The organism is Campylobacter concisus (assembly GCF_002914195.1).
GTDB lineage: Bacteria > Campylobacterota > Campylobacteria > Campylobacterales > Campylobacteraceae > Campylobacter_A > Campylobacter_A concisus_M.
In genome coordinates, this window is the sequence record NZ_PPAU01000090.1 from 51,499 (window position 1) to 77,935 (window position 26,437).

The 26,437-nt window shown below is 37.1% G+C and carries 29 protein-coding genes; 22 read left to right on the plus strand and 7 right to left on the minus strand.

Annotated elements, in window-relative coordinates; genetic code table 11:
* The first annotated feature begins 5 nt into the window (after positions 1 to 5).
* The 12 genes from atpD (at position 6) to CYP28_RS02525 (ending at position 9,486) form a co-directional block, all read left to right on the plus strand.
* The gene (gene atpD / locus CYP28_RS02470; protein WP_002939420.1) at positions 6 to 1,403 is read left to right on the plus strand and encodes a F0F1 ATP synthase subunit beta; all 1,398 of its coding nucleotides are present in this window, start codon (positions 6 to 8) and stop codon (positions 1,401 to 1,403) included.
* Between the two features lie 18 nt (positions 1,404 to 1,421).
* On the plus strand, positions 1,422 to 1,811 hold the full coding sequence (gene atpC, locus CYP28_RS02475; RefSeq protein WP_021090667.1) for an ATP synthase F1 subunit epsilon: 390 nt from the start codon (positions 1,422 to 1,424) through the stop codon (positions 1,809 to 1,811).
* A complete protein-coding gene (locus CYP28_RS02480; RefSeq protein WP_051288435.1) occupies positions 1,812 to 2,396 on the plus strand; it encodes a MotA/TolQ/ExbB proton channel family protein in 585 nt (194 codons plus the stop codon).
* On the plus strand, positions 2,397 to 2,795 hold the full coding sequence (locus CYP28_RS02485; protein WP_021090535.1) for a biopolymer transporter ExbD: 399 nt from the start codon (positions 2,397 to 2,399) through the stop codon (positions 2,793 to 2,795). It begins immediately after the preceding gene.
* Position 2,796: 1 nt separating this feature from the next.
* Positions 2,797 to 3,741: a TonB C-terminal domain-containing protein gene (locus CYP28_RS02490; RefSeq protein WP_103592963.1), complete on the plus strand. Its 945-nt coding sequence runs from the start codon at positions 2,797 to 2,799 to the stop codon at positions 3,739 to 3,741.
* Positions 3,742 to 3,765: 24 nt separating this feature from the next.
* Positions 3,766 to 5,022 carry a Tol-Pal system protein TolB gene (gene tolB / locus CYP28_RS02495; RefSeq protein ID WP_103592964.1) on the plus strand — a complete coding sequence of 419 codons (1,257 nt, stop codon included), beginning with the start codon at positions 3,766 to 3,768 and terminating at the stop codon, positions 5,020 to 5,022.
* Positions 5,023 to 5,086: 64 nt separating this feature from the next.
* Positions 5,087 to 5,593, plus strand: coding sequence for an OmpA family protein (locus CYP28_RS02500; protein WP_021090913.1), 507 nt, complete (start codon positions 5,087 to 5,089; stop codon positions 5,591 to 5,593).
* A gap of 107 nt (positions 5,594 to 5,700) precedes the next feature.
* On the plus strand, positions 5,701 to 6,453 hold the full coding sequence (locus tag CYP28_RS02505) for a tetratricopeptide repeat protein (RefSeq protein WP_242047000.1): 753 nt from the start codon (positions 5,701 to 5,703) through the stop codon (positions 6,451 to 6,453).
* Positions 6,454 to 6,509: 56 nt separating this feature from the next.
* Entirely contained in the window at positions 6,510 to 7,112 is a 603-nt protein-coding gene (locus CYP28_RS02510; protein WP_223154487.1) for an FKBP-type peptidyl-prolyl cis-trans isomerase, read from the plus strand.
* A gap of 9 nt (positions 7,113 to 7,121) precedes the next feature.
* Entirely contained in the window at positions 7,122 to 8,051 is a 930-nt protein-coding gene (gene fabD, locus CYP28_RS02515) for an ACP S-malonyltransferase (protein WP_103592966.1), read from the plus strand.
* Positions 8,048 to 8,731, plus strand: coding sequence for a 5'-methylthioadenosine/adenosylhomocysteine nucleosidase (locus CYP28_RS02520; RefSeq protein WP_103592967.1), 684 nt, complete (start codon positions 8,048 to 8,050; stop codon positions 8,729 to 8,731). The genes fabD and CYP28_RS02520 overlap by 4 nt, the downstream gene beginning before the upstream one ends.
* Complete coding sequence (locus CYP28_RS02525; RefSeq protein WP_021090654.1) at positions 8,728 to 9,486, plus strand: tRNA 2-thiocytidine biosynthesis TtcA family protein; 759 nt, start codon at positions 8,728 to 8,730, stop codon at positions 9,484 to 9,486. The genes CYP28_RS02520 and CYP28_RS02525 overlap by 4 nt, the downstream gene beginning before the upstream one ends.
* Positions 9,487 to 9,756: 270 nt before the next feature.
* Here CYP28_RS02525 and recO read toward each other — a convergent pair whose 3' ends face one another.
* The 7 genes from recO to bamA form a co-directional block, all read right to left on the minus strand.
* The gene (gene recO, locus CYP28_RS02530; RefSeq protein ID WP_103592968.1) at positions 9,757 to 10,371 is read right to left on the minus strand and encodes a recombination protein RecO; all 615 of its coding nucleotides are present in this window, start codon (positions 10,369 to 10,371) and stop codon (positions 9,757 to 9,759) included.
* Positions 10,372 to 11,295: a tRNA dihydrouridine synthase gene (locus tag CYP28_RS02535; RefSeq protein ID WP_103592969.1), complete on the minus strand. Its 924-nt coding sequence runs from the start codon at positions 11,293 to 11,295 to the stop codon at positions 10,372 to 10,374.
* A complete protein-coding gene (locus CYP28_RS02540) occupies positions 11,292 to 12,290 on the minus strand; it encodes a uroporphyrinogen III synthase HEM4 (RefSeq protein ID WP_103592970.1) in 999 nt (332 codons plus the stop codon). The genes CYP28_RS02535 and CYP28_RS02540 overlap by 4 nt, the downstream gene beginning before the upstream one ends.
* Positions 12,291 to 12,299: 9 nt before the next feature.
* Positions 12,300 to 12,656, minus strand: a complete 357-nt coding sequence (gene dksA, locus CYP28_RS02545; protein ID WP_035167251.1) for an RNA polymerase-binding protein DksA — start codon at positions 12,654 to 12,656, stop codon at positions 12,300 to 12,302.
* A 10-nt stretch (positions 12,657 to 12,666) separates the two neighbouring features.
* The gene (locus CYP28_RS02550; protein ID WP_103592971.1) at positions 12,667 to 13,122 is read right to left on the minus strand and encodes a 23S rRNA (pseudouridine(1915)-N(3))-methyltransferase RlmH; all 456 of its coding nucleotides are present in this window, start codon (positions 13,120 to 13,122) and stop codon (positions 12,667 to 12,669) included.
* A gap of 2 nt (positions 13,123 to 13,124) precedes the next feature.
* Positions 13,125 to 14,039 carry an acetyl-CoA carboxylase, carboxyltransferase subunit beta gene (accD, locus tag CYP28_RS02555; protein WP_103593353.1) on the minus strand — a complete coding sequence of 305 codons (915 nt, stop codon included), beginning with the start codon at positions 14,037 to 14,039 and terminating at the stop codon, positions 13,125 to 13,127.
* A 129-nt stretch (positions 14,040 to 14,168) separates the two neighbouring features.
* Entirely contained in the window at positions 14,169 to 16,424 is a 2,256-nt protein-coding gene (gene bamA / locus CYP28_RS02560) for an outer membrane protein assembly factor BamA (protein ID WP_103592972.1), read from the minus strand.
* Between the two features lie 89 nt (positions 16,425 to 16,513).
* Between bamA and CYP28_RS02565 the strand changes: the two genes are divergently transcribed.
* The 10 genes from CYP28_RS02565 to CYP28_RS02610 all read left to right on the plus strand — a co-directional run bounded on the left by CYP28_RS02565 (position 16,514) and on the right by CYP28_RS02610 (position 26,391).
* Positions 16,514 to 17,344, plus strand: a complete 831-nt coding sequence (locus CYP28_RS02565) for a prephenate dehydrogenase (RefSeq protein ID WP_103592973.1) — start codon at positions 16,514 to 16,516, stop codon at positions 17,342 to 17,344.
* Between the two features lie 62 nt (positions 17,345 to 17,406).
* The gene (locus CYP28_RS02570; protein WP_103592974.1) at positions 17,407 to 18,777 is read left to right on the plus strand and encodes a M23 family metallopeptidase; all 1,371 of its coding nucleotides are present in this window, start codon (positions 17,407 to 17,409) and stop codon (positions 18,775 to 18,777) included.
* A 61-nt stretch (positions 18,778 to 18,838) separates the two neighbouring features.
* Positions 18,839 to 19,723 carry a UDP-3-O-acyl-N-acetylglucosamine deacetylase gene (lpxC, locus tag CYP28_RS02575; RefSeq protein ID WP_084041565.1) on the plus strand — a complete coding sequence of 295 codons (885 nt, stop codon included), beginning with the start codon at positions 18,839 to 18,841 and terminating at the stop codon, positions 19,721 to 19,723.
* Positions 19,724 to 19,764: 41 nt separating this feature from the next.
* Positions 19,765 to 20,166: a glycoprotease gene (locus CYP28_RS02580; protein WP_103592975.1), complete on the plus strand. Its 402-nt coding sequence runs from the start codon at positions 19,765 to 19,767 to the stop codon at positions 20,164 to 20,166.
* An 8-nt stretch (positions 20,167 to 20,174) separates the two neighbouring features.
* Positions 20,175 to 21,059 (plus strand): homoserine kinase, encoded by an 885-nt coding sequence (gene thrB, locus CYP28_RS02585; protein ID WP_103592976.1) that lies wholly within the window; start codon positions 20,175 to 20,177, stop codon positions 21,057 to 21,059.
* 21 nt (positions 21,060 to 21,080) lie between these two features.
* Positions 21,081 to 21,335 (plus strand): hypothetical protein, encoded by a 255-nt coding sequence (locus CYP28_RS02590; RefSeq protein ID WP_072594698.1) that lies wholly within the window; start codon positions 21,081 to 21,083, stop codon positions 21,333 to 21,335.
* Entirely contained in the window at positions 21,322 to 23,970 is a 2,649-nt protein-coding gene (gene infB, locus CYP28_RS02595) for a translation initiation factor IF-2 (protein ID WP_103592977.1), read from the plus strand. Before CYP28_RS02590 ends, infB begins: the two co-directional genes overlap by 14 nt.
* Positions 23,967 to 24,332: a 30S ribosome-binding factor RbfA gene (gene rbfA / locus CYP28_RS02600; protein WP_084108756.1), complete on the plus strand. Its 366-nt coding sequence runs from the start codon at positions 23,967 to 23,969 to the stop codon at positions 24,330 to 24,332. The genes infB and rbfA overlap by 4 nt, the downstream gene beginning before the upstream one ends.
* A complete protein-coding gene (rimP, locus tag CYP28_RS02605; protein ID WP_103592978.1) occupies positions 24,325 to 24,741 on the plus strand; it encodes a ribosome maturation factor RimP in 417 nt (138 codons plus the stop codon). The genes rbfA and rimP overlap by 8 nt, the downstream gene beginning before the upstream one ends.
* Positions 24,742 to 26,391: a formate--tetrahydrofolate ligase gene (locus CYP28_RS02610; protein ID WP_103592979.1), complete on the plus strand. Its 1,650-nt coding sequence runs from the start codon at positions 24,742 to 24,744 to the stop codon at positions 26,389 to 26,391.
* Positions 26,392 to 26,437: the final 46 nt, after the last annotated feature.

The following is a 26,437-nucleotide window of genomic DNA, read 5'->3' on the forward strand; positions in this document are numbered from 1 at the left end:
TATGAATGAAGGGTGTTATTAGTCAAGTTATGGGCCCTGTGGTCGATGTTGACTTTAATGACTACTTGCCAAAGATCAATGAAGCTATCGAAGTTTTCTTTGAGGTTGAGGGCAAGAAACATAAACTAATATTAGAGGTTGCTGCTCACCTAGGAGACAATAGAGTCAGAACGATCGCTATGGATATGAGTGAGGGCTTGACTCGTGGCTTAGAGGCAAAAGCACTTGGTGCACCTATTAGTGTGCCAGTTGGTGAAAAAGTTCTAGGTAGAATTTTTAATGTAGTTGGTGATTTGATCGACGAGGGCGAGGGTATAAATTTTGATAAGCATTGGTCTATTCACCGCGATCCTCCTCCATTTGAAGAGCAAAGTACAAAAAGTGAAATTTTTGAAACTGGTATCAAGGTAGTCGATCTTCTAGCTCCTTACGCAAAGGGCGGTAAGGTAGGTCTATTTGGTGGTGCTGGTGTTGGTAAAACGGTTATTATTATGGAGCTTATCCATAACGTTGCGTTTAAACACAGCGGTTATTCTGTATTTGCTGGTGTTGGTGAGAGAACTCGTGAAGGAAATGACCTTTATCATGAAATGAAAGAAAGTAATGTTTTGGATAAAGTTGCCTTGTGCTATGGTCAAATGAATGAGCCACCAGGAGCAAGAAACCGTATCGCACTAACTGGTCTTACAATGGCCGAGTACTTCCGTGATGAGATGGGGCTTGATGTTTTGATGTTTATCGATAATATCTTCCGTTTTTCTCAATCAGGTGCAGAAATGTCAGCTCTACTTGGACGTATCCCATCAGCTGTTGGTTACCAGCCAACTCTTGCAAGTGAGATGGGTAAATTCCAAGAGAGAATCACATCAACTAAAAAAGGTTCAATCACATCTGTTCAAGCTGTTTACGTTCCTGCGGATGACCTTACGGATCCAGCTCCTGCTACTGTTTTTGCTCACCTTGATGCTACGACAGTTCTTAACAGATCGATCGCAGAGAAAGGTATCTATCCAGCTGTTGATCCGCTTGATTCAACATCAAGAATGCTCGATCCTCAAATTTTAGGAGCAGATCACTATAAGGTAGCTCGTGGCGTTCAAGCTGTGCTCCAAAAATATAAAGATCTTCAAGATATCATCGCTATCCTTGGTATGGACGAGCTTAGCGAAGAAGATAAGCTAACAGTTGATAGAGCAAGAAAGATCGAGAGATTTTTATCTCAGCCATTCTTTGTTGCTGAAGTATTTACAGGTAGCCCTGGTAAATATGTAAGTCTTGACGAAAATATTGCTGGCTTTAAGGGAATTTTAGAGGGTAAATATGACCATTTACCAGAAGCAGCATTTTATATGGTTGGAAATATAGATGAGGCTTTAGCTAAAGCTGAGAAACTTAAGGCTTAAATTTAAAAAGGAAGCGTAATGGATAAATTACATTTAGAGATCGTAACTCCTCAAGGTCAGATATTTAATGATGACGTGAGCAGTGTAGTGCTTCCAGGTAGCGAGGGTGAGTTTGGTGTTTTACCAAACCATGCCTCATTAATATCTCTTTTAAAAGCAGGTATTATAGATATAGAACATAAAAATAAAAAACATGATGTTGTTGCGATTAACTGGGGCTATGCAAAGATTGACGAAGGTAAGGTAGTAATACTTGCTGACGGTGCGGTTTACGTCTCTGGTGATAGTGAAAGTGAGCTTGCAAATTCATTGGAAGCTGCTAGAAATTTGATAGAGAGCATGAGCAGTGATACAAATGCTTTTGCAGCAACTATATCTAAAATGGAAAATGTAGTGAGAACTAGATAAGTGGGCGGTATAGATTTATTTTTAAATTACATTCAAAGAAGTAGTTTTATTACAATTATTGTTTTAACTTGGCTGTCAATATATTTTATAGTTAGTTTCACAATTCTTTTTTCAAGAATGGCTGGTATTGGAGCTTGGCAAAAACGTGAGCAAAATGCACTTGAAGCACTGCTTATGGGTGCTAAAAATATTCCAAATGATTCGTCTTTGAGAAAATGTGCAAACGGAAGAATCTCAAGAGAAAAACTAAACGTATGTATAAGTATAGCCGAGAAAAATGCTACAAGTGGACTAACGTGGCTAAGTGTAATAGCATCTACTTCGCCTTTTATCGGTCTTTTTGGAACCGTTGTTTCTATTTTAGAGACATTTTCACAGCTTGGAAATGGTGGAGGTTCATCACTTGGTATTATCGCTCCAGCTATTTCAGAGGCACTTGTTGCAACTGGTTGCGGAATTTTTGTTGCCATCCCAGCATATACATTTAACTTACTCATAAAAAGAAAAGCTTATGAACTAATGAGTGTTATTGAGCGTCAGGCTGATGTAATGATAGCACTTAAAAAAGATGATGAGATACTATAAATGGCCGTTAAATTTACCGATGAGACACCAGAGCTAAATATAACTCCTCTTGTTGACATTATGCTTGTTTTACTAGCCATTTTAATGGTTACTATGCCGACCATAACATATCAAGAGGATATTACTCTTCCGGATGGTTCAAAGGCAAAAACTTCAACATCTAAGCAAAAAGACCTTATAGTATCTATAAATTCGCAGGGACAAGTTAGAGTTGATCAAAGTACTATGAGCCTTGCTGAGTTTCCTGATAATATCGCATTAATGAGTACAAAATACGATAAAACCTCGCCTATCTATATAAAAGCTGACAAAAATTTAAAATACGATGATGTTATGTTTGTATTAAAGACTTTGAAAGGTGCTGGTTTTAATAAAGTAGCTTTAGAGACAAACGGTTAAGATGTCAAATAAAGTTAAATTTCCAACGCTTAGTTCGTTTCTTGTAGCGTTTTGTATTTACGTTACTATTATACTTATTTTATTTATAAAGCTTACTTTTTTTGTAGAACCTCCTAAGAAATATACCGATGATAAAGATGCTATTATGGATGTGGTTATGGTTGATAGAGAAGTTGATCAAACCATTAAAGCTCCAAAACAAGCAGATGAAGTAGTTAAAGAGACAAAGCCTGAACCTAAAAAGGAGTCAGAGGAAGATAAGCAAGAGACTACAAATAAGCCTGTTGTACCAGATGAACCATTGCCTACGCCAAGCTTACCAACTCCTCCAAAAGAGGAACCAAAACCTGAGCCAAAGCCGGAACCAAAACCAGAAATTTTAAAACCAAGTGAAGAACCCAAAGAAGATATTAAGCCAGAGCCAAAACCTGAGCCTAAGCCTGCACCAAAGCCAGTTGAAAAGCCAAAACCAAAAGAGCCAAATATAAAAGATCTCTTTAGTGATATAGATCCTACGAAACTTAAAAAAGACGATGGTATAAAAAAGACCGAAAATAAAGTTCAAAGCCGTAAAAAAAGCGAAGCTTCTAGTTCAAAAGCCGCAAAAGAAGCTAGTGATATAATAAAGAGTTTAAAGATAGATCAAAATCCAACTGCTCCAAAATCACAATCTACCGGTACTTACGATCCACTAATGGGTGCGATAACAAAACAAATTCAAAGAAGATGGCAAAGCTATAAGGCCGATTCTGCAAATTTGGCTAAAGTTAAAGTTATGATAGATCAGAGCGGAAATTTTAGCTATGAAATTTTAGAGCTATCATATAATGAAGAATTTAACGCAAAAGTAAGAGAGTGCTTAGAAAAACTTACAACGGAGAAATTTCCATTCAATCCAGACAAAAGCACTACTTTTAATTTAAATTTAGAAGATAAAATAAACTAAAATTTATAAAATTATGGAGTAGAGATGAAGAAAATTTTTCTTTTTTTATGTGTTGCTCTAGGGCTTTATGCTGCTGATGCGACCATATCTGTTGTAAATCAAGGTATTGCCTTGCCAAAGATAGCTTTGCAAGATGCAACAACTGCTGTTAGCGATATGGGTTTTAAAGATAAATTCTTTAAAATCATGCTAGGAGATCTAAAGGTTAGTTCCGATTTTGAAGTAATCGAAGATCATGTGCCTTCTACCTATGAAGGAGATGCGACTACTAATACAATGAGTGATAAAGGCGTCGAGCTTATCTTTAGATATGCTCTTGAAGGCTCTATGGGCTCACCTCTTACTTTGAGAGTAAAACTGATAAATGCTAAAGCAGCAACCACAAGGTATGAGAAAGTTTACACTATGCCAGACGGTGCAAAGTATCCGTTTTTGGCGCATAAAAGTATAGTTGAGCTTACTAATGAGCTAAATTTACCACCAGTTGGCTGGATGGAAAAATTTATTATTCTTTCAAAATATACTTCAGCTCGCCAAAGCTCTATCATAGTTGCTGATTATACACTTACATATCAAAAGACTATAGTAAGTGGCGGACTAAACATTTTCCCAAAATGGGCAGGCGCCGATCAAAGTAAATTTTACTATACATCTTATGTGAATAATAAGCCAACTTTATTTAGATATGATCTAAATTCTGGTACAAAAACAAAGATAATTGATAGCATTGGCATGCTTATAGCCTCAGATGTTAGTAAGGATGGAAGTAAAATTTTATTAACTATGGCACCAAAAGATCAACCAGACATCTTTATCTATAATACAAATAGTAAAAATTTGACGCAGATTACTAATTATCCAGGTATAGATGTAAATGGAAATTTTGTAGATAATGACAGTAAGATAGTTTTTGTATCAGATAGGCTTGGTTATCCTAACGTTTTTGCAACCCCAGCGATTTCTGGTGGAAGCGTTGAACAAATGGTATTTCATGGTAAGAATAACAACTCTGTAAGCACATTTGAAAATTATGTTGTTTATTCAAGTAGAGAAGCAAGCGGTAGTTTTAATATATATCTAATTTCAACTCAAACGGATTTTATACGCCAGCTTACAGCAAATGGCAAAAATAACTATCCAAGATTCTCAAGCGATGGGCAAAGTGTCGTCTTTATAAAAGAGCTTGGCGGTCAAAGTTCACTAGGGGTTGTTAGGTTAAATGAAAACAGAAGTTTTCAGTTTCCTTTAAAAGTAGGAAAAATTCAGTCTATAGATTGGTAAGATTCTGATAAAATTTAAAATTTTTGTGATATAATTCGACCAAATTTCTAAAAAAGGATAAGGAATGAAAAAAGTAGTTCTAGCAAGTGTTGCAGTTGCAACTTTATTGTTGAGCGGTTGTAGCTCAAAAAACCCTGAAGTTGATATGAATTCAAATTCAAATCAATCTGCAGATAATTCAGGTAGCATGAGTGATGCTGATAGATTAGCAGCTCTTATTGCTAACATCGAGAGTCAAGTTAAAAGTGTATACTTTGACTTTGATAAATTTAATATCAAAGCCGATCAACAAGGCGTTGTTAGCTCAAATGCATCAGTATTCAACCAAGCTGACGCTCAAGCTCTTTCTATAAAAGTAGAAGGTAACTGCGATGAGTGGGGTACAGATGAGTACAACTATGCTCTTGGTTTAAAACGTGCTAAAAGTGCTAAAGACGCTCTTGTAAGAAATGGCGTTAGTGCTGATAGAATCGCTGTAGTTAGTTTTGGAGAAAGCAATCCAGTTTGTACAGACAAAACAAAAGCTTGCGACGCTCAAAATAGACGTGCAGATTTCAAAGTACTTCCGTAATTTATAATTAAATAATAATGAATAAAAAAATAATTGTAGTGGCTCTGATAGGAGCCACTATCTCTATTACCTCCGGCCAAGAGATTTCAGCTTTTGATGCAGGCAATATGGATAGTGCGAATCCATATGGTCTAACGGACAATGAAAAAGTTACCCTAAATAATAAGCGAAGTGTTCAAAATATTGAAGAGAATATGAATAATGTTTCAGAACAACTTCAAGGTTTGCAAAGCTTGATTGAGAGCATGAGTGCTAGAATGAATAAGCTTGAGCAAAGAATAAATGATATAGAGACGAAGGTAAATGGTGGCATAAGTGATTCTGGTGTAAGTTTGACATCATTGAAGGCTTATGTTGATGAGACTAGGGATATACAAGATAAAAACTATAAAAATATTACTGCTGCCTTAAATAAATTAGGCGCGATAATGGATAAAAATGCTGCTCAACCAAAGCAAAATGCAAATCCAAAACAACAAAATAAGCCAACTTCAAATTTTAGTGGCAAAAGCGACAAAGATATTTTAGCTGATGGCATTAAGCTTTTAAATTCTGGCAATAGCACAGAAGCAGCTGAATATTTTGAATACTTAAATAAAAAAGGCTATAAAACTGGTGCTTCAAATTATTATCTAGGCGAAGTTGCTTATAGTCAAAAATCATACAGCACAGCCATACAATACTATAAAAAAAGTATACAAAGTGAAGATAAGGCTGACTACACTCCAAAACTTTTGTATCACACAGCTATAAGTTTTGATAAGATAGGTGATACGCAAAGTGCAAATAGATTTTATAAGGCTTTAAAAGTCGGCTATCCAGATAGCAAAGAAGCCAAAGCCTCTCCTAATAGAAACTAAATTTTAATCTTTTTTAGATATAATCCCACATTAATCAAAAAACCAAATCTAAGGAGATTATTGTGAGTAAAGATCAAGTCATAACTATGTTTTACGAACTAAAAGATGCCAACACTGGTGAAATTCTAGAGTCAAATATGCAAGAAGGTGGCCAAATTTCATTTATAACAGGGCATGGCCATATTATAGAAAAGCTTGAAGAAGAAGTAAGTAAATTAAAATCAGGCGAAAGAGCAACTATAAGCGTAAAGGCAGCAGAGGGTTGTGGTGAATATAATAATGAAGCCATTCAGTCGTTACCAAAAGAGCAATTTGCTGGTATAGATTTGCATGAAGGAATGGAACTTTTTGGTCAAAATGAGGATGGCTCAAGCGTTCGTGTTATTGTTAAAGAGATCAAAGATGACGAAGTAACAGTTGATTTTAATCACCCATATGCTGGTAAAGATTTGCTATTTAATGTTGAAGTTTTAGAAGTTAGAGATGCGACAGAAGATGAAAAAGCAACAGGTATGGTAGCTGGGGCTCATACTTGCGGTTGTGGTGGTCACGATCATGAGCATGAGCATGAGTGCTGCGGGGGTCATGGACACGGGCATGGACACGGACACGAGGATGGTGGTTGCGGTTGTGGTGGACACGGACATCACCATCACTAAGAAGCTAAAATGAAAAAATTTGCTTTTGTTTTTGCGGGCCAAGGCTCGCAAAGTATTGGTATGGGAAAAGACTTTTACGAAAATTTTTCTAATGCTAAACTGCTTTTAAATGATGCTTGTAATGACACTGGCATTGATTACAAAGAGCTTTTATTTACACAAAACGATAAGTTAGATAAAACAGAATTTACTCAGCCAGCTATCGTCTTAAACTCACTAATGACTTATTTGGCTTTTTCAAATTTTATTAAAGAAAAACCAGAATTTAGTCTCGGGCACTCACTTGGAGAATTTACCGCTCTTGCAGTTAGTGGAGCATTTAATTTTATTGATACGATTAGGCTTGTGAATTTACGTGGTAAATTTATGCAAGAAGCCTGCGTTGGCAAAGATGCTGGCATGATGGTAGTTCTTGGACTTAGTGATGAAGTGGTTGAAGAAATTTGTAAAAAAGCAAGAGAAGAAGGTTTGCAAATTTATGCTGCAAACTACAACTGCGATGGACAAATCGTTGTCGCTGGTGTAAGAGCTGATCTTGCTAGCTATGAAGCAAAATTTAAAGAAGCTGGCGCAAAAAGAGCAATGCTTTTAAATATGTCAGTAGCAAGCCATTGTCCGATACTTGAGCCAGCTAGTGTTAGACTAGCAAGCGAGCTTGAGAGTACTTTGGCTACCAAATTTTCTCCTGTTGTCTCAAATGTAAATACTAAAATTTATACCGATAAAAGTGAAGCGCTAGTCTTGCTAAAAGAGCAGCTAATAAAACCAGTTTGCTATAAACAAAGCATTAAAAACTATGAAAATGATGTTGATTGTTTTATCGAGCTTGGCGCTACGACGCTAAAGGGCATCAATAAAAAAATTACCGAAAAGCCAACTTATAGTATTACTGATATGGCAAGTCTTGAAGAAGTTGTGAAAATTTTGGAGGAGAGATGATAGCGATACTTGGAGCTATGCAAGAGGAGATAACACCGATCCTTGAAATGGTTGGTGAATATAAAACTGTTCAATATGCAAATAATAAATTTTACTTAGCAAACTATAAAGGAAAAGAGCTAGTCATTGCCTATTCAAAGATAGGTAAAGTAAATGCAGCTATAACGGCAACTTTAATGGTAGAAAAATTTAAGGCCTCAAAATTGCTCTTTACTGGCGTAGCTGGCTCACTTGATGAGAGTCTAAAAATAGGCGATATGCTTTATGCTACTAGCTTAGTGCAACATGATCTTGATATCACGGCTTTTGGCCATCCTTATGGCTATGTACCAGGCACAAGTATATTTGTCAAAAGCAATGAAGGGCTAAATGAACTGGCAAAAAAGATAGCTGATAAAAAAGATATGAGCTTAAGCGCTGGTATTATTGCGACCGGAGATCAGTTTATCTGCGATAATGAAAAGAAAGCTTGGATTAAAAAGATATTTAATGCGAGCGCTACCGAGATGGAAGGTGCTAGCGTTGCACTAGTTTGCGAAACACTTGGTGTGCCATTTTTTATACTAAGAGCTATCAGCGATGGAGCTGGTGATGCAGCAGAGTTTGACTTTGATAAATTTTTGCAAGATTCAGCAAATATTAGTGCAAAATTTATACTTGAAATGGTAGAAAATTTATGATAGAGCTTAGTAAAAGGCTTCTTAGGCAAGTTGGTCAGACAAATGCTAGATACAAGATGATAGAGGGCGGAGATAAGATCTTGCTTGGTCTTAGCGGAGGTAAAGATAGCCTCGCACTAGCTCACGTACTAAAGCATATCCAAAACGTTACACCTGAAAAATTTGAGTTTAAAGCAGTAACACTAAGCTACGGCATGGGTGAGGACTACGCTTATCTTACGAAGCATTGCAATGAGCACGGAATAGAGCATGAAGTGATAGATAGCTCAATCTTTGAGATTTCAAAAGAGAAAATCCGCAAGAATTCTAGTTTTTGTAGTTTCTTTTCTCGTATGAGAAGAGGCTATCTTTATACTTACGCCTTAAAGCATGGTTTTAATAAGCTCGCGATTGCTCATCATTTAGACGATGCAGCGGAGAGCTTTTTTATGAATTTTACCTATAATGGTGCACTAAGGACGCTTGCTCCAAAATATACTGCAAAAAATGGCATCACGGTTATTAGGCCATTTATCTTTGTTCGCGAGAGACAGCTTCGCGAAAATGCTATCAAAAATGAATTAAGAGTCATTGGCGATGAAGCATGCCCTGCAATGAGATTTGACGTAAAGATGCCGCATGCTAGATATGAAACCAAACAGCTTTTAGCAACCTTAGAAAAAGAAAATCCAAAACTTTTTACTTCGCTAAAAGCAGCATTTGAAAATATTCATACTGATACTTTTTTTGCTCTCAATAGCAGTAGTGAAGAGTAAAATTTTACTTGCTTCTTGGGACTAATCCCAAGAAGCGAGCTATAAATATTTCTATTTTAATTAGCTCGTATCAAAATAAATAAAAAAATGTATGAATAGATGAAATTCTTGTACTTGTTAATAAATCAAAACTATCATATACAATAAATACAAAAGCATTTAGTACAAAAACTACTGGTCAGAATTTTATAACTTAGAAAATTGAAGCTTAAAAAATAGTCATGTGCTTTAAACATTAAGAAATAGCTATTTAAAATAGCAAGCTATGGCTTAAAGTCCGTCAAGTAAAATTTTATAAAGTCGGTTTATCTCATCGTCATTTAGCTCGATCGTGCTTTTTGTATCAAATAAATTTTTGATCTTGCTAGCGTCAAATTCGCTCCTATCAAGGCAGTGCTTGTGAGAGGGCAAAAAGCCACGAGTTAAGCAAAGCTCGCTCTCTATCTCCTCGTCGCAGATAAAGCACTCAAGCTCGCTGTGAAGCCTGCCTTCATACTCTAAAATTTTAACGTAGCTTTCGATGATAAGGCGTTTTGGATTTTGTAGCTGCATCTGTTTGGCGCAGCGATCAAGCTCGTTAAAGTAAATTTCATCGAGCTGCTCGACCTCTTTTAGATGATCATAAAGTAGGCGCATGAACTGCTGCCAAATGATGAGTTTGTCGCGCTCTAGCAGCCATTTAAAGCCAAGGTGAAGTATGTTTCTAAGCTTTGGTAGAAATTTCGCCTCTTGCTCTAGTTCAAAGTCGATCTTGTAGCCAGTCATGATATTTGAGTGGCGTGCGCCAAAAAATCTATATGACTTTACGAGCAAATTTGGCGTTAGCACAAAGACTAAAAGGTCCTCGTCTCTGACCTTTTGCACGCGCAGGATATAGCCTTGCATCTAGGCAAAAAACTCCCTTATGCGCTCTCTCATCGCTGTCACGTCTTTGATGAAATTTATATCGTTTCTAAAGGTTGTTGCACCGTCGATGCCCTTGCTGTATTGGTGCAAGTGTTTTCTAAATATGCAAAGCCCATGCTCTCCGTAGTGCTCGATCATCGCATCAAAGTGAGCTAGGATGATCTTTTGTTTTAGCGCCTTATCTACGCTAGTTTTGGTCTTTATCTCGTGAAATATCCAAGGGTTGCCGATGCTTGCTCTGCCGATCATTAGGGCATCGCACTTTGTAAGGTTTAAAATTTCATCTGCATTTTGTGCGTTGATATCGCCATTTGCGATGACTGGGATTTTCACGCTTGCCTTTACCCTAGCGATCGCTTCGTAATCAACCTTTGCGCTGTATCCGCCAGCTCTGGTGCGCCCATGCACTGCGATATAGTCTGCGCCGGCTTCTTCGCAGGCCTTTGCGATTTTTTCTTCATTTTTATCGTTAAAGCCAAGTCTAAATTTAACACTCAGGCTCTCTTTGTTTGAGACGCTTTTTGTGGCTGAGATTATATTTTGAAGTTTGTCAAGATCGTTTAGTAAAGCAGAACCCGCACCTTGTCTAACGACCTTTGGTACTGGGCAGCCGCAGTTTAGATCGAGCCCATAAATCCCATCAAATTTATTGATGATCTGCACGGCTTTTTTTATATTTTCTATGTCGCTACCAGCTATCTGAACGACATAAGGCTCTTCGCTTGGGGATTTTTTAAGCATTTCAAGAGTTTTGTCACTGCTCTCATAGACCAGAGCATTTGCGCTGATCATCTCGCTAACAGTGACATCACAGCCAAATTTCTTGACGACGCTTCGTAACGGCAGGTCAGAAAAGCCAGCAAGTGGCGCTAAGAAAAGTGGCTTTTTACTAAAGTCTATCATTTAAAAAATAGCGAGCTAGGCACCATTTTACCGTTATCTCGCAAAAATAGTAAAACCTTTATCTCTTTAAACTCATCTGGATCGCTACCTTCGATAGCTTCTCTTACTTTATCAAGCATTTGAAGCTCAAACAGTGCATATACGTAAGCCTCATCAGCGTCAGCATGGATGCTTTTTAGTTTTTCAAAGATGCCAATAAATGCATCTGGTTTTAGTTTATTTTTAAGCATTACAGCGGCTTTATCGTATTGAGCTTTTGTCACTTTTGCATTGTTTAAAAGATCAAAAATTTCATCACTGCTTAGATCGATCTCGTCATTTACAAATCGGGTAATAATAAGCATTATATCTTCACTTGCTAGCTCAAAATTTAATCTTTTGATCTCGCTAAAAGAAGCTACTTTTATGAGTTTATCAAATGCAGCTTTTTTAAGGCTATCGTTTTGATCTTGATTTTTAAGTATGTCAAGATAATAAGTAGGTAGTTGCTCGATCTTATTTAGCTCATTTAGGATATTTAACTTGCTATCTTTTGCTAATCTAAATTTCTTTAGATCGACGATCTCTTTATTTTTTATACTTTTTATAGTTTGTAAGATATTGTTTATCTCAGCATCATCTACACCGACATCTTTAAGCTCGCCTACTGGTGAGATAGAGCGAGTAAGCTGTGAGGCGATCTTGTAAGTGTCGGTTTTGAAGTCTTTATTGCTCTCAAAGCCAAGAAGCGTCTCTTTAGCTAAGTCTTTATAAAGCTGGCTATCTTTTTTGATCCATTTTTTATATCTATAAAAAGCATATCCATGATAAGCGATATGAAGTAGAGCAAGAAGTGCTAAAACAGCTACCGGAAGAGCGACCCAAATAGCAATTGGCAAAGTTATAGTTTGGCCTAAAAGCTCAAATGTATAATCAGAACTATTAAGAGAATAAGTAAGCCCTGCAACAACTACTATATAGATTATGCAATAGACGAGAAATTTTCTAGTTTTCATATTTTCTCCTTAGTTTTTTGCTGTTTTTTCGATTATTTCACGGCAAGTTATGCAGTATTTTGCATGTGGCTTTACCTTTAGTCGCGGTATACTGATCTCCTCTTCGCACATATCACAAATCCCATAAGTTTTATTTGCTATCTTCTCTAGCGCTTCATCTATCTCTGATAGCTCCGCTCTTTGTTGCGTAGAGATGGAATGCTCGATTAACTGGTCTGTATTTACTGAGGCTATATCAAACTCATCGCTTACACCACTATCTCTTAAGCCATTTACTTCAACAGATGAATCATAGATATTTTTTTTGATCTGTAATTTTCTTTCTTCAAGTAATTTTTTAAAAAAATTTAGCTCAGTTTGTGTCATTTATATTCCTTTATTTGTGATATGGGTGGTTTGCATTTATGCAAAGTGCTCTAAAAATTTGCTCAAAAAGTACAAGCTTGGCAACCTTATGAGCCATCGTCATCTTGCTTAAGCTTATAATTTTTTGCGCTTTATTCTTTAAATTTTGGCTAAGGCCATAAGCTCCACCTATGAAAAAGTTAATTTGTGAATTTGAGTTTAAAATTTGTGCAAATTCTTGGCTATCAAGTTGCAAGCCATTTTCATCAAGCATTACGCAAAAGCCTTTTAAATTTGGCTCGTAAATTTCATTATAGGCTCTTAATGCTTCGCTTTTTCCGGCACTTTGAGCTTTTGCTATTTTTTCATTGAAAAAGACTTTATCGTTTATCTTGGCAAATTTTGCACTCATTTTTATATATTCTTGTATTTCGTTTTCAAAGTTATCACGTGATGATTTTTGAATGCTAAAAACTGAAATTTCCAAATTTAGCCTTTGGTTTTTAGCTTTAGTTCAAAGTTGCTTCCACTCTCATCTTGGTTATCTTTTTGATGTATTGTCTTATTGTTTGTGAGAAATTTAACCATATCGCTTATATATTTTTTATGTTCGCTTCTTGGCACAATAGCATCGATTAAGCCATGTTCTAATAAAAATTCGGCTCTTTGAAATCCCTCTGGTAAATCAGCACCAATGGTTTGTTTGATGACCCTTTGACCGGCAAAACCTATCAATGCGCCAGGTTCAGCGATTATTATATCTCCAAGCCAAGCAAAAGAGGCGCTAACACCACCCATTGTTGGATCAGTAAGTATTGAGATATAAGGCAGCTTTGCTTCATCAAGTAGTTTTAAAGCGGCTGATGTCTTTGACATTTGCATCAAAGAAAATGTACTCTCTTGCATTCTAGCTCCACCTGAAGCACTCACTATGACTAAAGCTTGGCGTTTTTCTATTGCTCGTTTTATCGCTCTTACGATCTTTTCACCCTCAACTGAAGCTAGCGAACCACCCATGAAGCCAAAGTCAAAGACAACTAGCTGGATTTCTTGCCCATCGCATTTGCCTTCGCCACATATCACTGAGCTTGTGCGTCCTGTTTTTTCTTTATTTTCCGTGATTCTTTTTTTGTATGATTTTTTATCAACAAAATTTAATGGATCTACCGGTTTTAAATTCGCGTCAAATTCTACAAAGCTATCTTCATCACAGATCAAATTTATGCGATCAGTAGCTTTTAATCTCATATGATAGCCGCATTTAGGGCATACATTAAAACAAGCTTCAACTTCTTTGTAGTACATCAGTGAGTGACAGTTGTCGCATTTTATCCAGTGTGTAGGCGCTTCTTCTGGACGAGGTTGAGCTTTTCTTATCTTTGAAAAAATATCTGAGAAATTCATATTTTTACCCACTTATATTAAAAATTGTGGGATTATATCTAATGTTTGCCTTGCTTTTTCTTATATGACTTAAAGTTTGTTTATTTGTAGAGGTTTAAAGGGGCAAGTTGGCCCCCTTAAAGTATCTTATTAGAAGCGTCTTCCGATAGTAAATTCAAATGTATTTGTATCATCGCCCTCTTTAGGTTTAAGAGCTTTTGCAAAGATTAGTTGAAGTGGTCCGATAGGAGTTATCCACTCGATACCAGTACCAACTGATGATCTTTTTATCTCATTTAGGCTATTTTCGCCGATCATACCATAGTCATAAAATACAACGCCACGCATTTTGACACGATCTATTATAGGGAAGCTTATTTCAGCTGAATTATTAAACGAAGTTTCACCGCCGTATTCGTAGTAGTCGCCATTATATTTTACCTTTGGAGATACAGTTCTGCTCTCGTAACCACGTAAGCTTCTTATGCCACCAAGGTAAAGTCTTTCGTTAATCGGAGTATATCCTCTTTCCCAAATTTTGCCAAAGCTTGCTTTGTATCTTAAGATAAGATCGTAGTCGATGTACTCTCTAAGACCTAGATAGTAGTTAAAATTTGTGCGATTTTTGATAAAGTCTATATCGCCACCAAGTCCAGCTATCTCAAATGATGTGCCAGCTATGATGCCACGTCTTGGCAAGTAATAATCGTCGGTGCTATTATATGTTAAAGCTGGAGTTATGGCGCTTTTTATGGCTTTACCTTCTCTATAAATTTCTTTTTTAGTTTTTGTGTTGATATCTCTTAGCTCATCATCTTTTAAAGTAATTTTGCTTTGCTCAATGTTGTAAGTAAGCGATGCGCTTAAATTTCTAGTTAGTTTTCTACCTAGTGTTGTGCTAAAGCCATAGCTTCTCTCTTTGTATGTTCTCCAGTCATAGTCATTTGCGTAAAGTGTTCCGCCAAGGCTATACTCTGAGTCAAAAATTCTTGGGTTTGTAAGACTTATCTGGCCTGAAAGCTCTCTGTCGCTTTTATCTACGCTTACTTGTCCTTGAAGACCAGAGCCAAAGATATTTGTGTCAGAAAGTGCCGCGTTTAGTAGTAGTCCGTCACTGCTGCCGTATCCGATACCACCGCTTATCGAGCCAGTTGAAGCCTCTTTTACTTTTACTTTTAGATCAACTGTATTTTTATCAACCGGATCTTCTTCTATCTCAACATCATCAAAGTAGCTTGTTCTTTTTAGCGCATCTTTTGAGTCTTGAAGGTCGGTTCTACTATATAAATTTCCTTCAGTTAGATAAAGTTCACGTCTTACAACGCGGTCAACGGTCCTATCGTTTCCTGAAATTTGAACATTTCTTATATATACTTTTTCGCCAGGATCGACTTCGTAGTCAATATCGACAGTTTTATTTTCATCAAATTTATCAGTCTTTGGATAGACTTTTACAAACGCATAACCTTTATCAGCAACCATATCATCGAGCTTTTTCATATCTTGGCGAAGTCTTGCTGAGTTCATCGTATCACCAGCCTCAAGCCTAAAGTCATCTATGATCTTTTTATTGTCAAGCTCTAGCTCTTCAGGTGCCGTAATGCTTACATTTGAAACCTTATAAGGCTCACCCTCATGAACATAATAAGTAAGATCTGCTGTGTAATTATCAAACGATGAATTTAAATAAGGTGAAGAAATAGTCGCGTCTAAATAGCCTTTTTGGAAATATTTGTCTTGTATTCTTGCCGGATCATTTTCAAGCTCAAAAAGTTTAACTTTACCATCATTTCTGCCCCACAGCCAACCCATAAATTCTCTACTTTTATTTGCAACTACTGGCTCAATGTCGTCATAATCAAACTCTTTTGCACCGACTAAATTTACATTTTTGATTATCATATTTTCGCCGCGGTTTATATTTAGTGTTATAAAAAGTGAGCTGTCGTTATCTGCAACTGGTTGCTTTTCTACGTCTACAACGGTATCGAAATAGCCCTTTGACTCATAATACTGACGAATTCTCTCTTTAGTTTTTTCTATTGTAAGCTCATCGTACATATTGCCTGGTTTGATGTTGATTAACGACTCTATGGCAGTTTTGTCATTTGTTACAACGCCTTTTAGATCAACTCTAGCAACACTTGGCTTCTCTTTTACAACTACTAAAAGATTGCCATTGCCTGTATCTTCTATATAGATATCGTCAAAATAGTTTTGTTTGTATAAATTTGTAATCGCCTTATCGCTAAGCTTTGGAGTCAAATCCTGACCGACTTTTAGGCCCATTATTTGGCTTGCTACTTCAGGCGAAAGGTGAATTAGGCCTTTAAAATTTATTGACTGGATTGTTTGTGCGCTTAGGCCGCTGAAAGCTAATGCTAATAAAAATAATTTCTTTTTCATTAAATTTAACCTAGAGTTTTAGTATAAGTGCGTATAATATCATATTTTATTTTTAATAAATTTAAATTTTATAATTTTGAAGGTTTTTTATGAAAATAGGTATCATCGGACTTGGTCTTATGGGTGGCTCGCTTGGTCTTGCACTAAAAGATGAAAAATTAATCTCTTGTGTTAGTGGATACGACAAAGATGAAAATCATAGCAAAAAGGCCTTAGAGCTTGGCTTGGTGCATGAAATTTTAAGCATTGACGAGATGAAAAAGAAGTGTGACATCATCTTTTTAGCTGTGCCAGTCGAGGCTATCGTGAGTATCGTGCAAAATTTAACCGATATTAGCGAAGATACAACTATTGTTGATTTTGGCTCAACCAAACAAAAGATAATAGAAGCCGTGCCAGAAAAAATTCGTAAAAATTTCATCCCAGCTCATCCAATGGCAGGTACTGAGTACTCTGGTCCAGAAGCCGCTTTTAAATCACTTTACACAGGAGCAACTGTTATCGTTTGTGACTTTGCTGAGAGCGCAGAAAAACATGTAAAAAGAAGCGTGGAGTTATTTTCTTGCCTTGGCATGAAAATCATTTTTATGAGTGCGAAAGAGCATGATCATCACGTGGGTCTTATTTCGCATTTGCCTCATGCGATTGCATTTTCTCTTGCTAGTGGAATTTTAAAAGAAGAGGATAAAAGGCACATCGTAGCACTTGGCGGACCTACATTTAAGGGTATGATACGTGTCGCAAAGAGTTCGCCTTTTATGTGGAGCGATATCTTTAAGCAAAATAAAAATAATGTTGTTGAAGCCATAAATATGTTTGAAAAAGAGCTAAATTTATGCAAAGATCTCATGAAAGATGAACGCTGGGACGAACTTTTTGCCTGGATGAGCGACGCTAGGGCTGTAAGAGAAATTTTGTAATTAACTAAAAATTTATTGATTTACGTGTAAAATTTTGCAAATTAAATTTAAGGTAAAAATATATGTATAGACGTGGAATTGGTGGTTTTGGTATTGTTGTGCTTTTACTAATTTTAATTTTAGCCGGTGGTTTTGGCTATGCTTTGATGTCAAAAGATTTTGAGCGAAATGAGCCGATAATTGGTGTTGCTGATAAGGTTTATTGGAATCTTAGAACCCCAATGAATATTAAATTTAAAGACGATAGTGGCATAAAATTTGTACGAATTAGTATGAATGATGGGAAAAATGATCTAAATTTGTTAAATCAAATCGTACAAAATCCAAGTACCGAGCTTGATGTAAATTTAACCTTTCCAAAGACTGGCTTTTTTGCTCAAAAAGATACCTATGAAATGAATATCGAAGCTGTAGATACTAGCAAATGGAGCTTTTTTACTGGCAATAAAGCTAGCAAAAAGGTTGAAGTAGTGCTTGATACTTCAAAGCCTGATCTTTACGTGCTTTCGCAGTCCTATTCTATCTCAAAAGGTGGTAGCGCGGTTGTGGTCTTTAGAGCGACTGATAATCAGCTAAAAGAGGTTTATGTGCAGACAAATTTTGGTAAGAAATTTAAGGCTGTCCCATTTTATAAAGAGGGCTTTTATGCAGCACTCGTTGCTTGGCCAGTTCAGGTTGAAAATTTTAGTGCTGAGGTCATTGCAAGAGACTTTGCAGGCAATGAAAGCAAGTCTCATGTTAGATATTTTTACGAAAATGTAAAGTATAAAACTTCAACTATTGCATTAAACGATAGATTTTTAGATGGCAAAATAGTCGATCTAACTGATCAATATGCAAAAGATCCAAGTGCGCTTTCAAGGCTTGAGAAAATGAGATTTGTCAATGAAACGCTTAGAAATTCAAACGAAGAAAAAATAACAGCACTTACTACAAATCCTGGTGATGAGATGTTAACTGGCTTTAGTGTGACACCATTTTATCCACTAAGAAATGGTAAAAAAGTGGCTGACTTCGCCGATCACCGATACTATACATATAATAACGAGCAAGTAAGCGAATCATGGCATATGGGAATAGACTTTGCAAGTGTGGCAGCAGCTCCTATAATAGCTAGCAATGCTGGTCGTGTTGTGCTAGCATCTGAAAATGGAATTTATGGATTAAATATTGTGATCGATCATGGATTTGGGCTTTATTCGCTTTATGGACACTGCTCAAGCACTAGAGTAAAAGAGGGCGATATGGTGGCAGCTGGCGATCAAATAGGTACTACTGGAACTAGTGGTCTTGCGCTTGGCGATCACCTTCACTTTGGAATTTTAGTCCAAGGTGAAGAGGTGAGACCACAACAATGGATGGACAAAAAGTGGATAAAAGATAATATCACAAGTGTCTTAGATGCTGCAAAAGCGATGATAGACAAGAACTAAAAATTTGCAAAATTGATTTTTTAGTGCTATCATAAGCGCATTAAAAATATAAGGAAAATTCTTGAAACAAACTACTATCGCAAGACGCGTTGAGACCGTTGGTATAGGGCTTCATAAAGGTGAGCCGATAAGACTTATACTAGAACCTCTTGATGCAAATTCTGGTATTATTTTGCACCGCGAAGATCTTGGTATTAGTTTTAAAGCTGAACCTAAAAATGTTATAAATACGCAAATGGCAACCGTTGTTGGTAACGAAAAGGGCTTTATTAGTACGATCGAACACCTGATGTCAGCCATAAATGGTTATGGTATTGATAATATTAGAATTTCTGTTGATGCAAATGAAATTCCAGTCATGGATGGTAGTGCAATAAGCTTTTGCATGCTACTTGATGAGGCTGGCATAAGATATCTTGATGCTGGCAAAAAAGTAATTCTTGTCCGCCGCGAGGTTGAAGTCGTTGAGGGTTCTAAATTTGTACGAACTTCACCTTCAAGAAGTCCAAAATTTGACTATACGATAAAATTTGATCATCCAGTTATTGGTGAACAAAGATATGTTTTTGATTTTAGTAAAAGCTCTTTTATAAAAAATATAGCTCGTGCTAGAACTTTTGGCTTTTTGAAAGATTTACAACGTTTACAAGCTCAAAATTTAGCTCTTGGTGCATCACTTGATAATGCCGTGGCAATCGATGATACGCATATCCTAAATCCAGAGGGTTTGAGATTTGAAAATGAGTTTGTAAGGCACAAAATTTTAGATGCGATTGGTGATTTAAGCTTGCTTGGAGCGCCTTTATTGGGCGATTATACAGCATTTGCTGGAAGTCACGATCTAAATCACAAATTAACTCTTGCTTTGATGGCCGATGAGAAAAACTACGAGATCGCAACCCTAAATGGCGAACTTCTAAAAGAGTATCAAAAGGTATTTGCATAGAAAATATTGAAATTTTAGTTGTCTCTTTATCGACTCCACTCTTGGTTGGGGTTTATAAAGACGGCGTAAAATTTGATGAAATTACTACTGATGAACATGTCAGTGAAGCTTTGATAAAAATCTTAGAAAATTTATCCTCTAAATTTAATATCACAAAAATTATCTATGCAAATACGCCAGGAAGCTTTATGGGGTTAAAGGTGGCCTATGTCATTTTAAAGACTTTCTCTTTAGCAAAGGGTTGCGAATTTTATGCGGTTAGCGGCTTTAGCTTAAATGGAGGCCAAGCGATCAGAGCAAATAAAAATTTAAGTTTTGTTTTAAAAGATGGCAAAATTTCACTTGAAAAAGTGGAGCCAGTAGGATTTAGGTTGCCTTTAAATTTAGATGAATTAAAACTAAATTCAGATACACTTCCAGATTATATCATCCAAGCAGTTTAGGAGAAATTTTGAACATCTTAGTGCCTGCAACAAGTGCAAATTTGGGTCCTGGTTTTGATGCTTTGGGGCTTAGTTTGAAGCTTTTTAATAGTGTGAAAATCGAGTCAGCAAAATTTAGCTCAGTGTCGATAAACGGCGAAGGCAGTGGAAGTGTAAATTTAAAGAGAAACAATATATTCTTAAGTATTTTTAATGAAATTTTTTTTGAGCTAACTGGTAAAAATGAAAATTTTAGAGTCGTTTTTGAAAATAATATCCCATTTTCAAGGGGGCTTGGCAGTAGCTCTGCTGTTATCGTTGGGGCCATTGCTTCAGCGTACGAAATGGCTGGCTTTAAGGCAAGCAAAGAGACAGTTTTAAATAAAGCTATCATCTATGAAACCCATCCTGATAATATCTCGCCAGCAGTTCACGGTGGATTTATCAGCGCGATCGTAAAAAATGGTAATGTTTACGCAAATAAAATAAGTTTAAGCGATGAGATAAAAGCAGTAGTTGTTATCCCAAATAAACCGATGAGCACATCCTCGTCAAGACAAATTTTACCAAAGAACTATACGATGAAAGAATGCGTAAATAACTTATCTCATGCCGCTTTTTTAACGTCTTGTTTTTATGAAAAAAAGTATGATCTCTTAAAAATAGCAAGCAAAGATTTGATGCACGAAGAGCGTAGAATGCACGCTTTAGAAGAGCTTTTTGAAGTTAGAAAAGTAGCTTATGAAAATGGTGCTTTAATGAGCACGCTTTCAGGCTCAGGTTCAAGTTTTTTAAATATCGCTTACAAAGATGACGCTAAAAATTTACAAGATATTTTAAAGAGTAAATTTAGTGATTTTAGGGTTGAGGTTTTTTCATTTGATAACGATGGATACGAAATTACGCAAAGCTAAAAACAAGTTTAAAAAGATATAATGAACAAAAATAATCCTGTAAGGACATGTGTCGCTTGTAAAATTAAAATTTCTCAGAGCTTGCTAAAAAGATACCGCTTGGTAGGTAAGAATTTAGAGCATGGCAAAGGAAATGGTCGTAGCTTTTATCTGTGCGACAAATGTATGCAAAAAGATATAAAAATTTTAAAAAAAATAATTGATAAACAAACTAAAGGTGCTTTTATTTGTGATGCACCGAAGTTAAAGGAGATACTCTTAAATGAGCAATGTTAGGATTTCAGAGATCGCAAACGAGCTTGGCTATCCAAGTAAAGAGATAGTAGAAAAAGCTCAAGAGTTAGGATTAAAAGTCAAAACTCACTCAAATGCAGTTAGCCTTGAAGAGGCCGAAGCTATATATGAATATGTTCAAACTGGCGTGATACCAGATAAATTTAAAAAGAAAAAGAGTGAACCTAAACCAAAAAAAGAGCCTAAAAAAGAAGTAGAAAAAGAGTCAGTAAAAAAAGAAGAAAAACAAAAAAGTGAATCTAAAAAAACTACTACTAAAACTGAGTCAAAGTCGGTAAAAGCTGAGCCTAAGAAAGAGGCACAAATTTTAGAAGAAAAACAAAAAATTGAGCCTAAAAAAGAAGAAATCAAAGTAGAGCAAAAACAAGTCGAAGCTCCAAGACCAAAAGAGAGCTTGGCTGATGTGACTCAAAAAAGACGTGGCCTTGTGATAGTAAAAAAGAAAAAAGACTATGAAGCGCCAATTGCTACAAAAGAAGAGAAAAAGCCTGAACCAAGCATAGCTAATATAAGCGATTTTAAAAGTATGTTTTCAGCAAATGATGAAAATTTAGCTAAGAAAAAGAAAAAAGATAAAAAAGTAGTTGTTGCAAGTAAAAAGGATAGCGCCCAGAAGATGGATCTACTTGGCGGAAGTGACTTTGGTGACATAGTGCTAGAAGATGAAGATGTAGTTGTTCTTCCTGATTTTAGTTTTAAAACTCCGGTACCAGCACCTGCTCAAAAGACAAAACAGCCAAATGTTATGAGAACTACGGTCAACAATACGATAAATTCATTTGGCGAAGGCGGCATTCAAAGAAGAGCTAGAAAAAAACACAAAAAGCCTGAAAATAAACAAAACAATGAAGCCGTGACGTCTATAAATATTCCAAAAGAAATTCGTGTTTATGAATTTGCTGAAAAGCTAAACAAACAGCCAAGCGAGATCATAGGTAAGTTATTTATGCTTGGTATGATGACAACTAAAAATGACTTTTTGGATGAAGATGCGATAGAAATTTTAGCCGATGAGTTTAATGTAGAGGTTAATATCATCGACGATCAAAAAGAATTTGACTACGTAGCAGCCTATGAAGAAGAGATAAAAGACGATGAAAATCTCCAGCCAAGAGCACCAGTCATAACCATCATGGGTCACGTTGATCATGGTAAAACTTCATTGCTTGATTACATAAGAAAATCACGTGTAGCAGCAGGAGAGGCTGGTGGTATCACTCAGCATGTCGGTGCTTACATGGTAAATAAAAACGGCAAAAATATCACATTTATCGACACTCCAGGTCACGAAGCGTTTACTGCTATGCGTGCAAGGGGAGCTGGTGTAACCGATATAGTTATTATAGTTGTTGCAGCAGATGACGGCGTAAAACCACAAACAAAAGAGGCGGTTAGCCACGCAAAAGCTGCAGGCGTACCGATAATCATCGCTATAAATAAAATGGATAAAGAGTCAGCAAATCCTGACCTAGTAAAGACAGGTCTTGCTGAGCTTGATATCATGCCAACAGAGTGGGGCGGAAAGTATGAATTTGTGCCAATCTCTGCAAAAACAGGCATGGGTATAGATGATCTACTTGAGATCGTACTTTTACAAGCTGACCTTTTAGAACTAAAAGCAAATCCAAAGGCAAATGCAAAAGCAACTGTTATCGAGAGCTCACTTCAAAAAGGCCGTGGCCCAGTAGCTACTATTATCGTTGAAAATGGCACGCTTCATGTTGGAGATACTGTCGTTGCTGGTGTCGCATATGGAAAGATAAGAAGCTTGCTTGATGACCAAGGTAAGCCTTTGCAAGATATAAAACCAGGCGAATGTGGTGTGATAGTAGGTCTTAGCGAAATAGCAGAGGCTGGCGAGACGCTAATAGGTGTAAAAACAGATAAAGAGGCTCGTGAATACGCGCAGAAAAAGGCTGAATATATCCGCCAAAAAGAGCTTAGTAAGAGTATAAAAGTTAGTATTGATGAGCTTAGCGCTAAGATTGCTGAGGGTGAGTTAAAGACGCTTCCAGTTATTATTAAAGCTGATGTTGGTGGCTCACTTGAGGCGCTAAAAGCAAGCCTAGAAAAACTAGCAAATGATGAGATCAGGGTAAATGTCATCCACTCAGGTGTTGGCGGTATCACACAAAGCGATGTAGCACTTGCTAGTGCGAGCGAAGACTGTATAATCCTTGGTTTCAACATAAGACCGACTGGCGAGATAAAAGAAAAGGCAAAAGAGAGCGGCGTTGAGATTAAAACTTACAACGTTATTTATAATTTAATCGACGACGTGAAGGCGATTTTAGGTGGACTAATGTCACCTATCATCAGAGAAGAGCAGCTTGGTCAAGCTCAGGTTCGCCAAGTGATCCATGTGCCAAAAGTTGGTACTATTGCTGGATGTATCGTCACTGAGGGCATGATAAATAGAGGCGCAAAAATTCGCCTTATTAGGGAAGGTGTAGTCGTTTATGAGGGCTTAGTAAGCTCACTAAAACGCTTCAAAGATGATGTAAAAGAGGTCGCTAAAGGCTACGAGTGTGGCGTTGGTATCGAGAATTTCAATGACATCAGAGAAAATGACTACATCGAAAGCTTCAAAGAAGTCAAGGAGAAAGCTACTCTATGAACGCTAACGAAATAAAGCGTATGAGAACAGAGAGTGTGCTAAAAGAGCTCATCCCAGAGGCTCTAGCTACTCTTGAAGATGGTATTTTAAAGGGGCTTTGCGTCACCGATGTCGAGTGTAAAAAGGGCAGATATGACGCCTTTGTTTATCTTGATAAAATGGCTTTTGATGAGCGTGAACAAGAGTATATTTTGGGACATTTAAAGCGAGTTTGTAGGCATTTGCAAAACCACTGCATGGCAGCTGAGGGTTGGTATAGATGTCCAAATTTTCACTTTAAATTTGACGATAGATTAGAGTATCAAAACCATATGGATAAGTTGTTTGATAAAATTTCAAAGGATTTAAACAAAAATGGATAATTTAGACAAACTAGTGCGTGAATGTGGCGTTGAGCTTTATGACAGCGAGATTGCAAATGAAAATGGTAGGGCTATTTTTAGAGTTTATATTACAAAAAATGGCGGAGTGAGCCTTGACGACTGTGAAAAAGTGAGTCGATTGCTCTCGCCTATTTTTGACGTGACACCGCCAGTTAGCGGGGATTATAACCTCGAAGTTAGCTCGCCTGGCCTTGAGAGAAAGCTTAGTAAGCCATCTCATTTTAAATCAAGCATCGGCGAGCTAGTTAAAGTTCAAACCGAGGCTGAGAAATTTGCAGGAAGGCTCGTAAAAGCGGACGAAGAGAGCATTGCAATAGAAAATGAAGAGGGAATTTTTGAGATCAACATCAGTGAGATAAAAAAAGCAAAAACATATTTGGAGTGGTAAATGCTAAGCGACATCGAGATAACTCACCAAACAAAACTAGAACACATCAGTAAAGTTGCCGCAAGACTAGGCTTAAGCGAAGACGAGCTTGAGCTTTACGGCAAATATAAGGCTAAAATTTCTCCAAGGCTTGAGCCGTCAAACTCAAAGCTAATCTTAGTCACCGCGACCAATCCAACCCCATACGGCGAGGGCAAAACGACTATGTCGATCGGCCTAGCTGATGCGCTAAATTCGCTTAATAAAAAGGTTTGCTTAGCGCTTCGTGAGCCATCTCTTGGACCAGTTTTTGGCATAAAAGGTGGAGCAGCAGGTGGTGGCTACTCACAGCTTGCGCCGATGGAGGATCTAAATTTACACTTCACTGGCGATTTTCATGCGATAACATCGGCAAATAACCTGATTTCAGCGATGATAGATAATAGCCTCTATCAAGAAAACCCACTAAAGATAGAGAAAATTTTATGGAAGCGCTGTATGGATATGAATGACCGTGCGCTTAGATTTATCACAGTAGGACAGGGTGGCAGGACTGATGGCGTGCCAAGGGAAGATGGCTTTAATATAACCGCTGCAAGCGAGATCATGGCTGTGCTTTGTCTAGCCACAAGTCTTTCTGATCTAAAAGAGCGCGTAGCAAATATCATGGTTGCTTATGATAGCGATAAAAAGCCTATCTATGTGCGTGATCTAGGCTGCGAAGACGCTGTTTGCATACTTTTAAAAGATGCGATCAAGCCAAATTTATTTCAAACACTAGAGCACACACCTACGCTCGTGCATGGTGGTCCATTTGCAAACATCGCACACGGCTGCAACTCAGTTATCGCAACGAAAACAGCTCTAAATTTAGCCGACTACGTCATCACAGAAGCTGGCTTTGGCTCGGAGCTTGGTGCGGAGAAATTTTTAGATATAAAGTGCAGGGTTGCTGATATCAAACCAAGCGCTGTGGTACTTGTAAGCACGATCAGATCGCTAAAATATAACGGCGAAGCAAATAAAGATGAGATCACAAAACCAGATATGAACGCCCTTAAAAAAGGTATCGAAAACCTTGGCGGACACATCGAAAATTTAAAAGGTAAATTTGGTCAAAACGTAGTTGTGGCGCTTAATAAATTTGGCTTTGACACAGATGAAGAGATAAATTTTGTAAAAGGGTATTGCCGTGAGCTTGGTGTAGAAGTGGCAGTTTGTGAGAATTTCTTAAAAGGTGGTAAAGGTGCGCTTGAGCTTGCCGAGCTAGTTTTAAAGGCGTGTGACAAGCCAAGCAAGATAAATTTTACATACGAGATGAGCGATGATACGAAAACTAAAATAGAAAAAGTCGCTAAGGAAATTTATGGAGCTGGTGAGGTAGTCTTTGAAGAGACCGCTCTTAAAAAGCTTGAGATGATAAAAGAGCTAAATTTGAGCCATTTGCCAGTTTGTATCGCAAAAACTCAGTATTCATTTAGCGACGATGCGAAACTTTTGGGCAGAGCAAAGGGCTTTACATTTAGCGTAAAAGACCTTGACATTAGAACTGGAGCTGGCTTTATTGTCGCGGTTTGCGGTAAGATCATGCTTATGCCAGGACTTCCAAAAGTGCCAGCTGCGGTCAATATGAAGATAGACGCAGATGGCAAGATCGACGGCTTGTCGTAAATTTATGAAAAAGATACTGGCAAACGCCAGTATCTTTTTTAAGAGG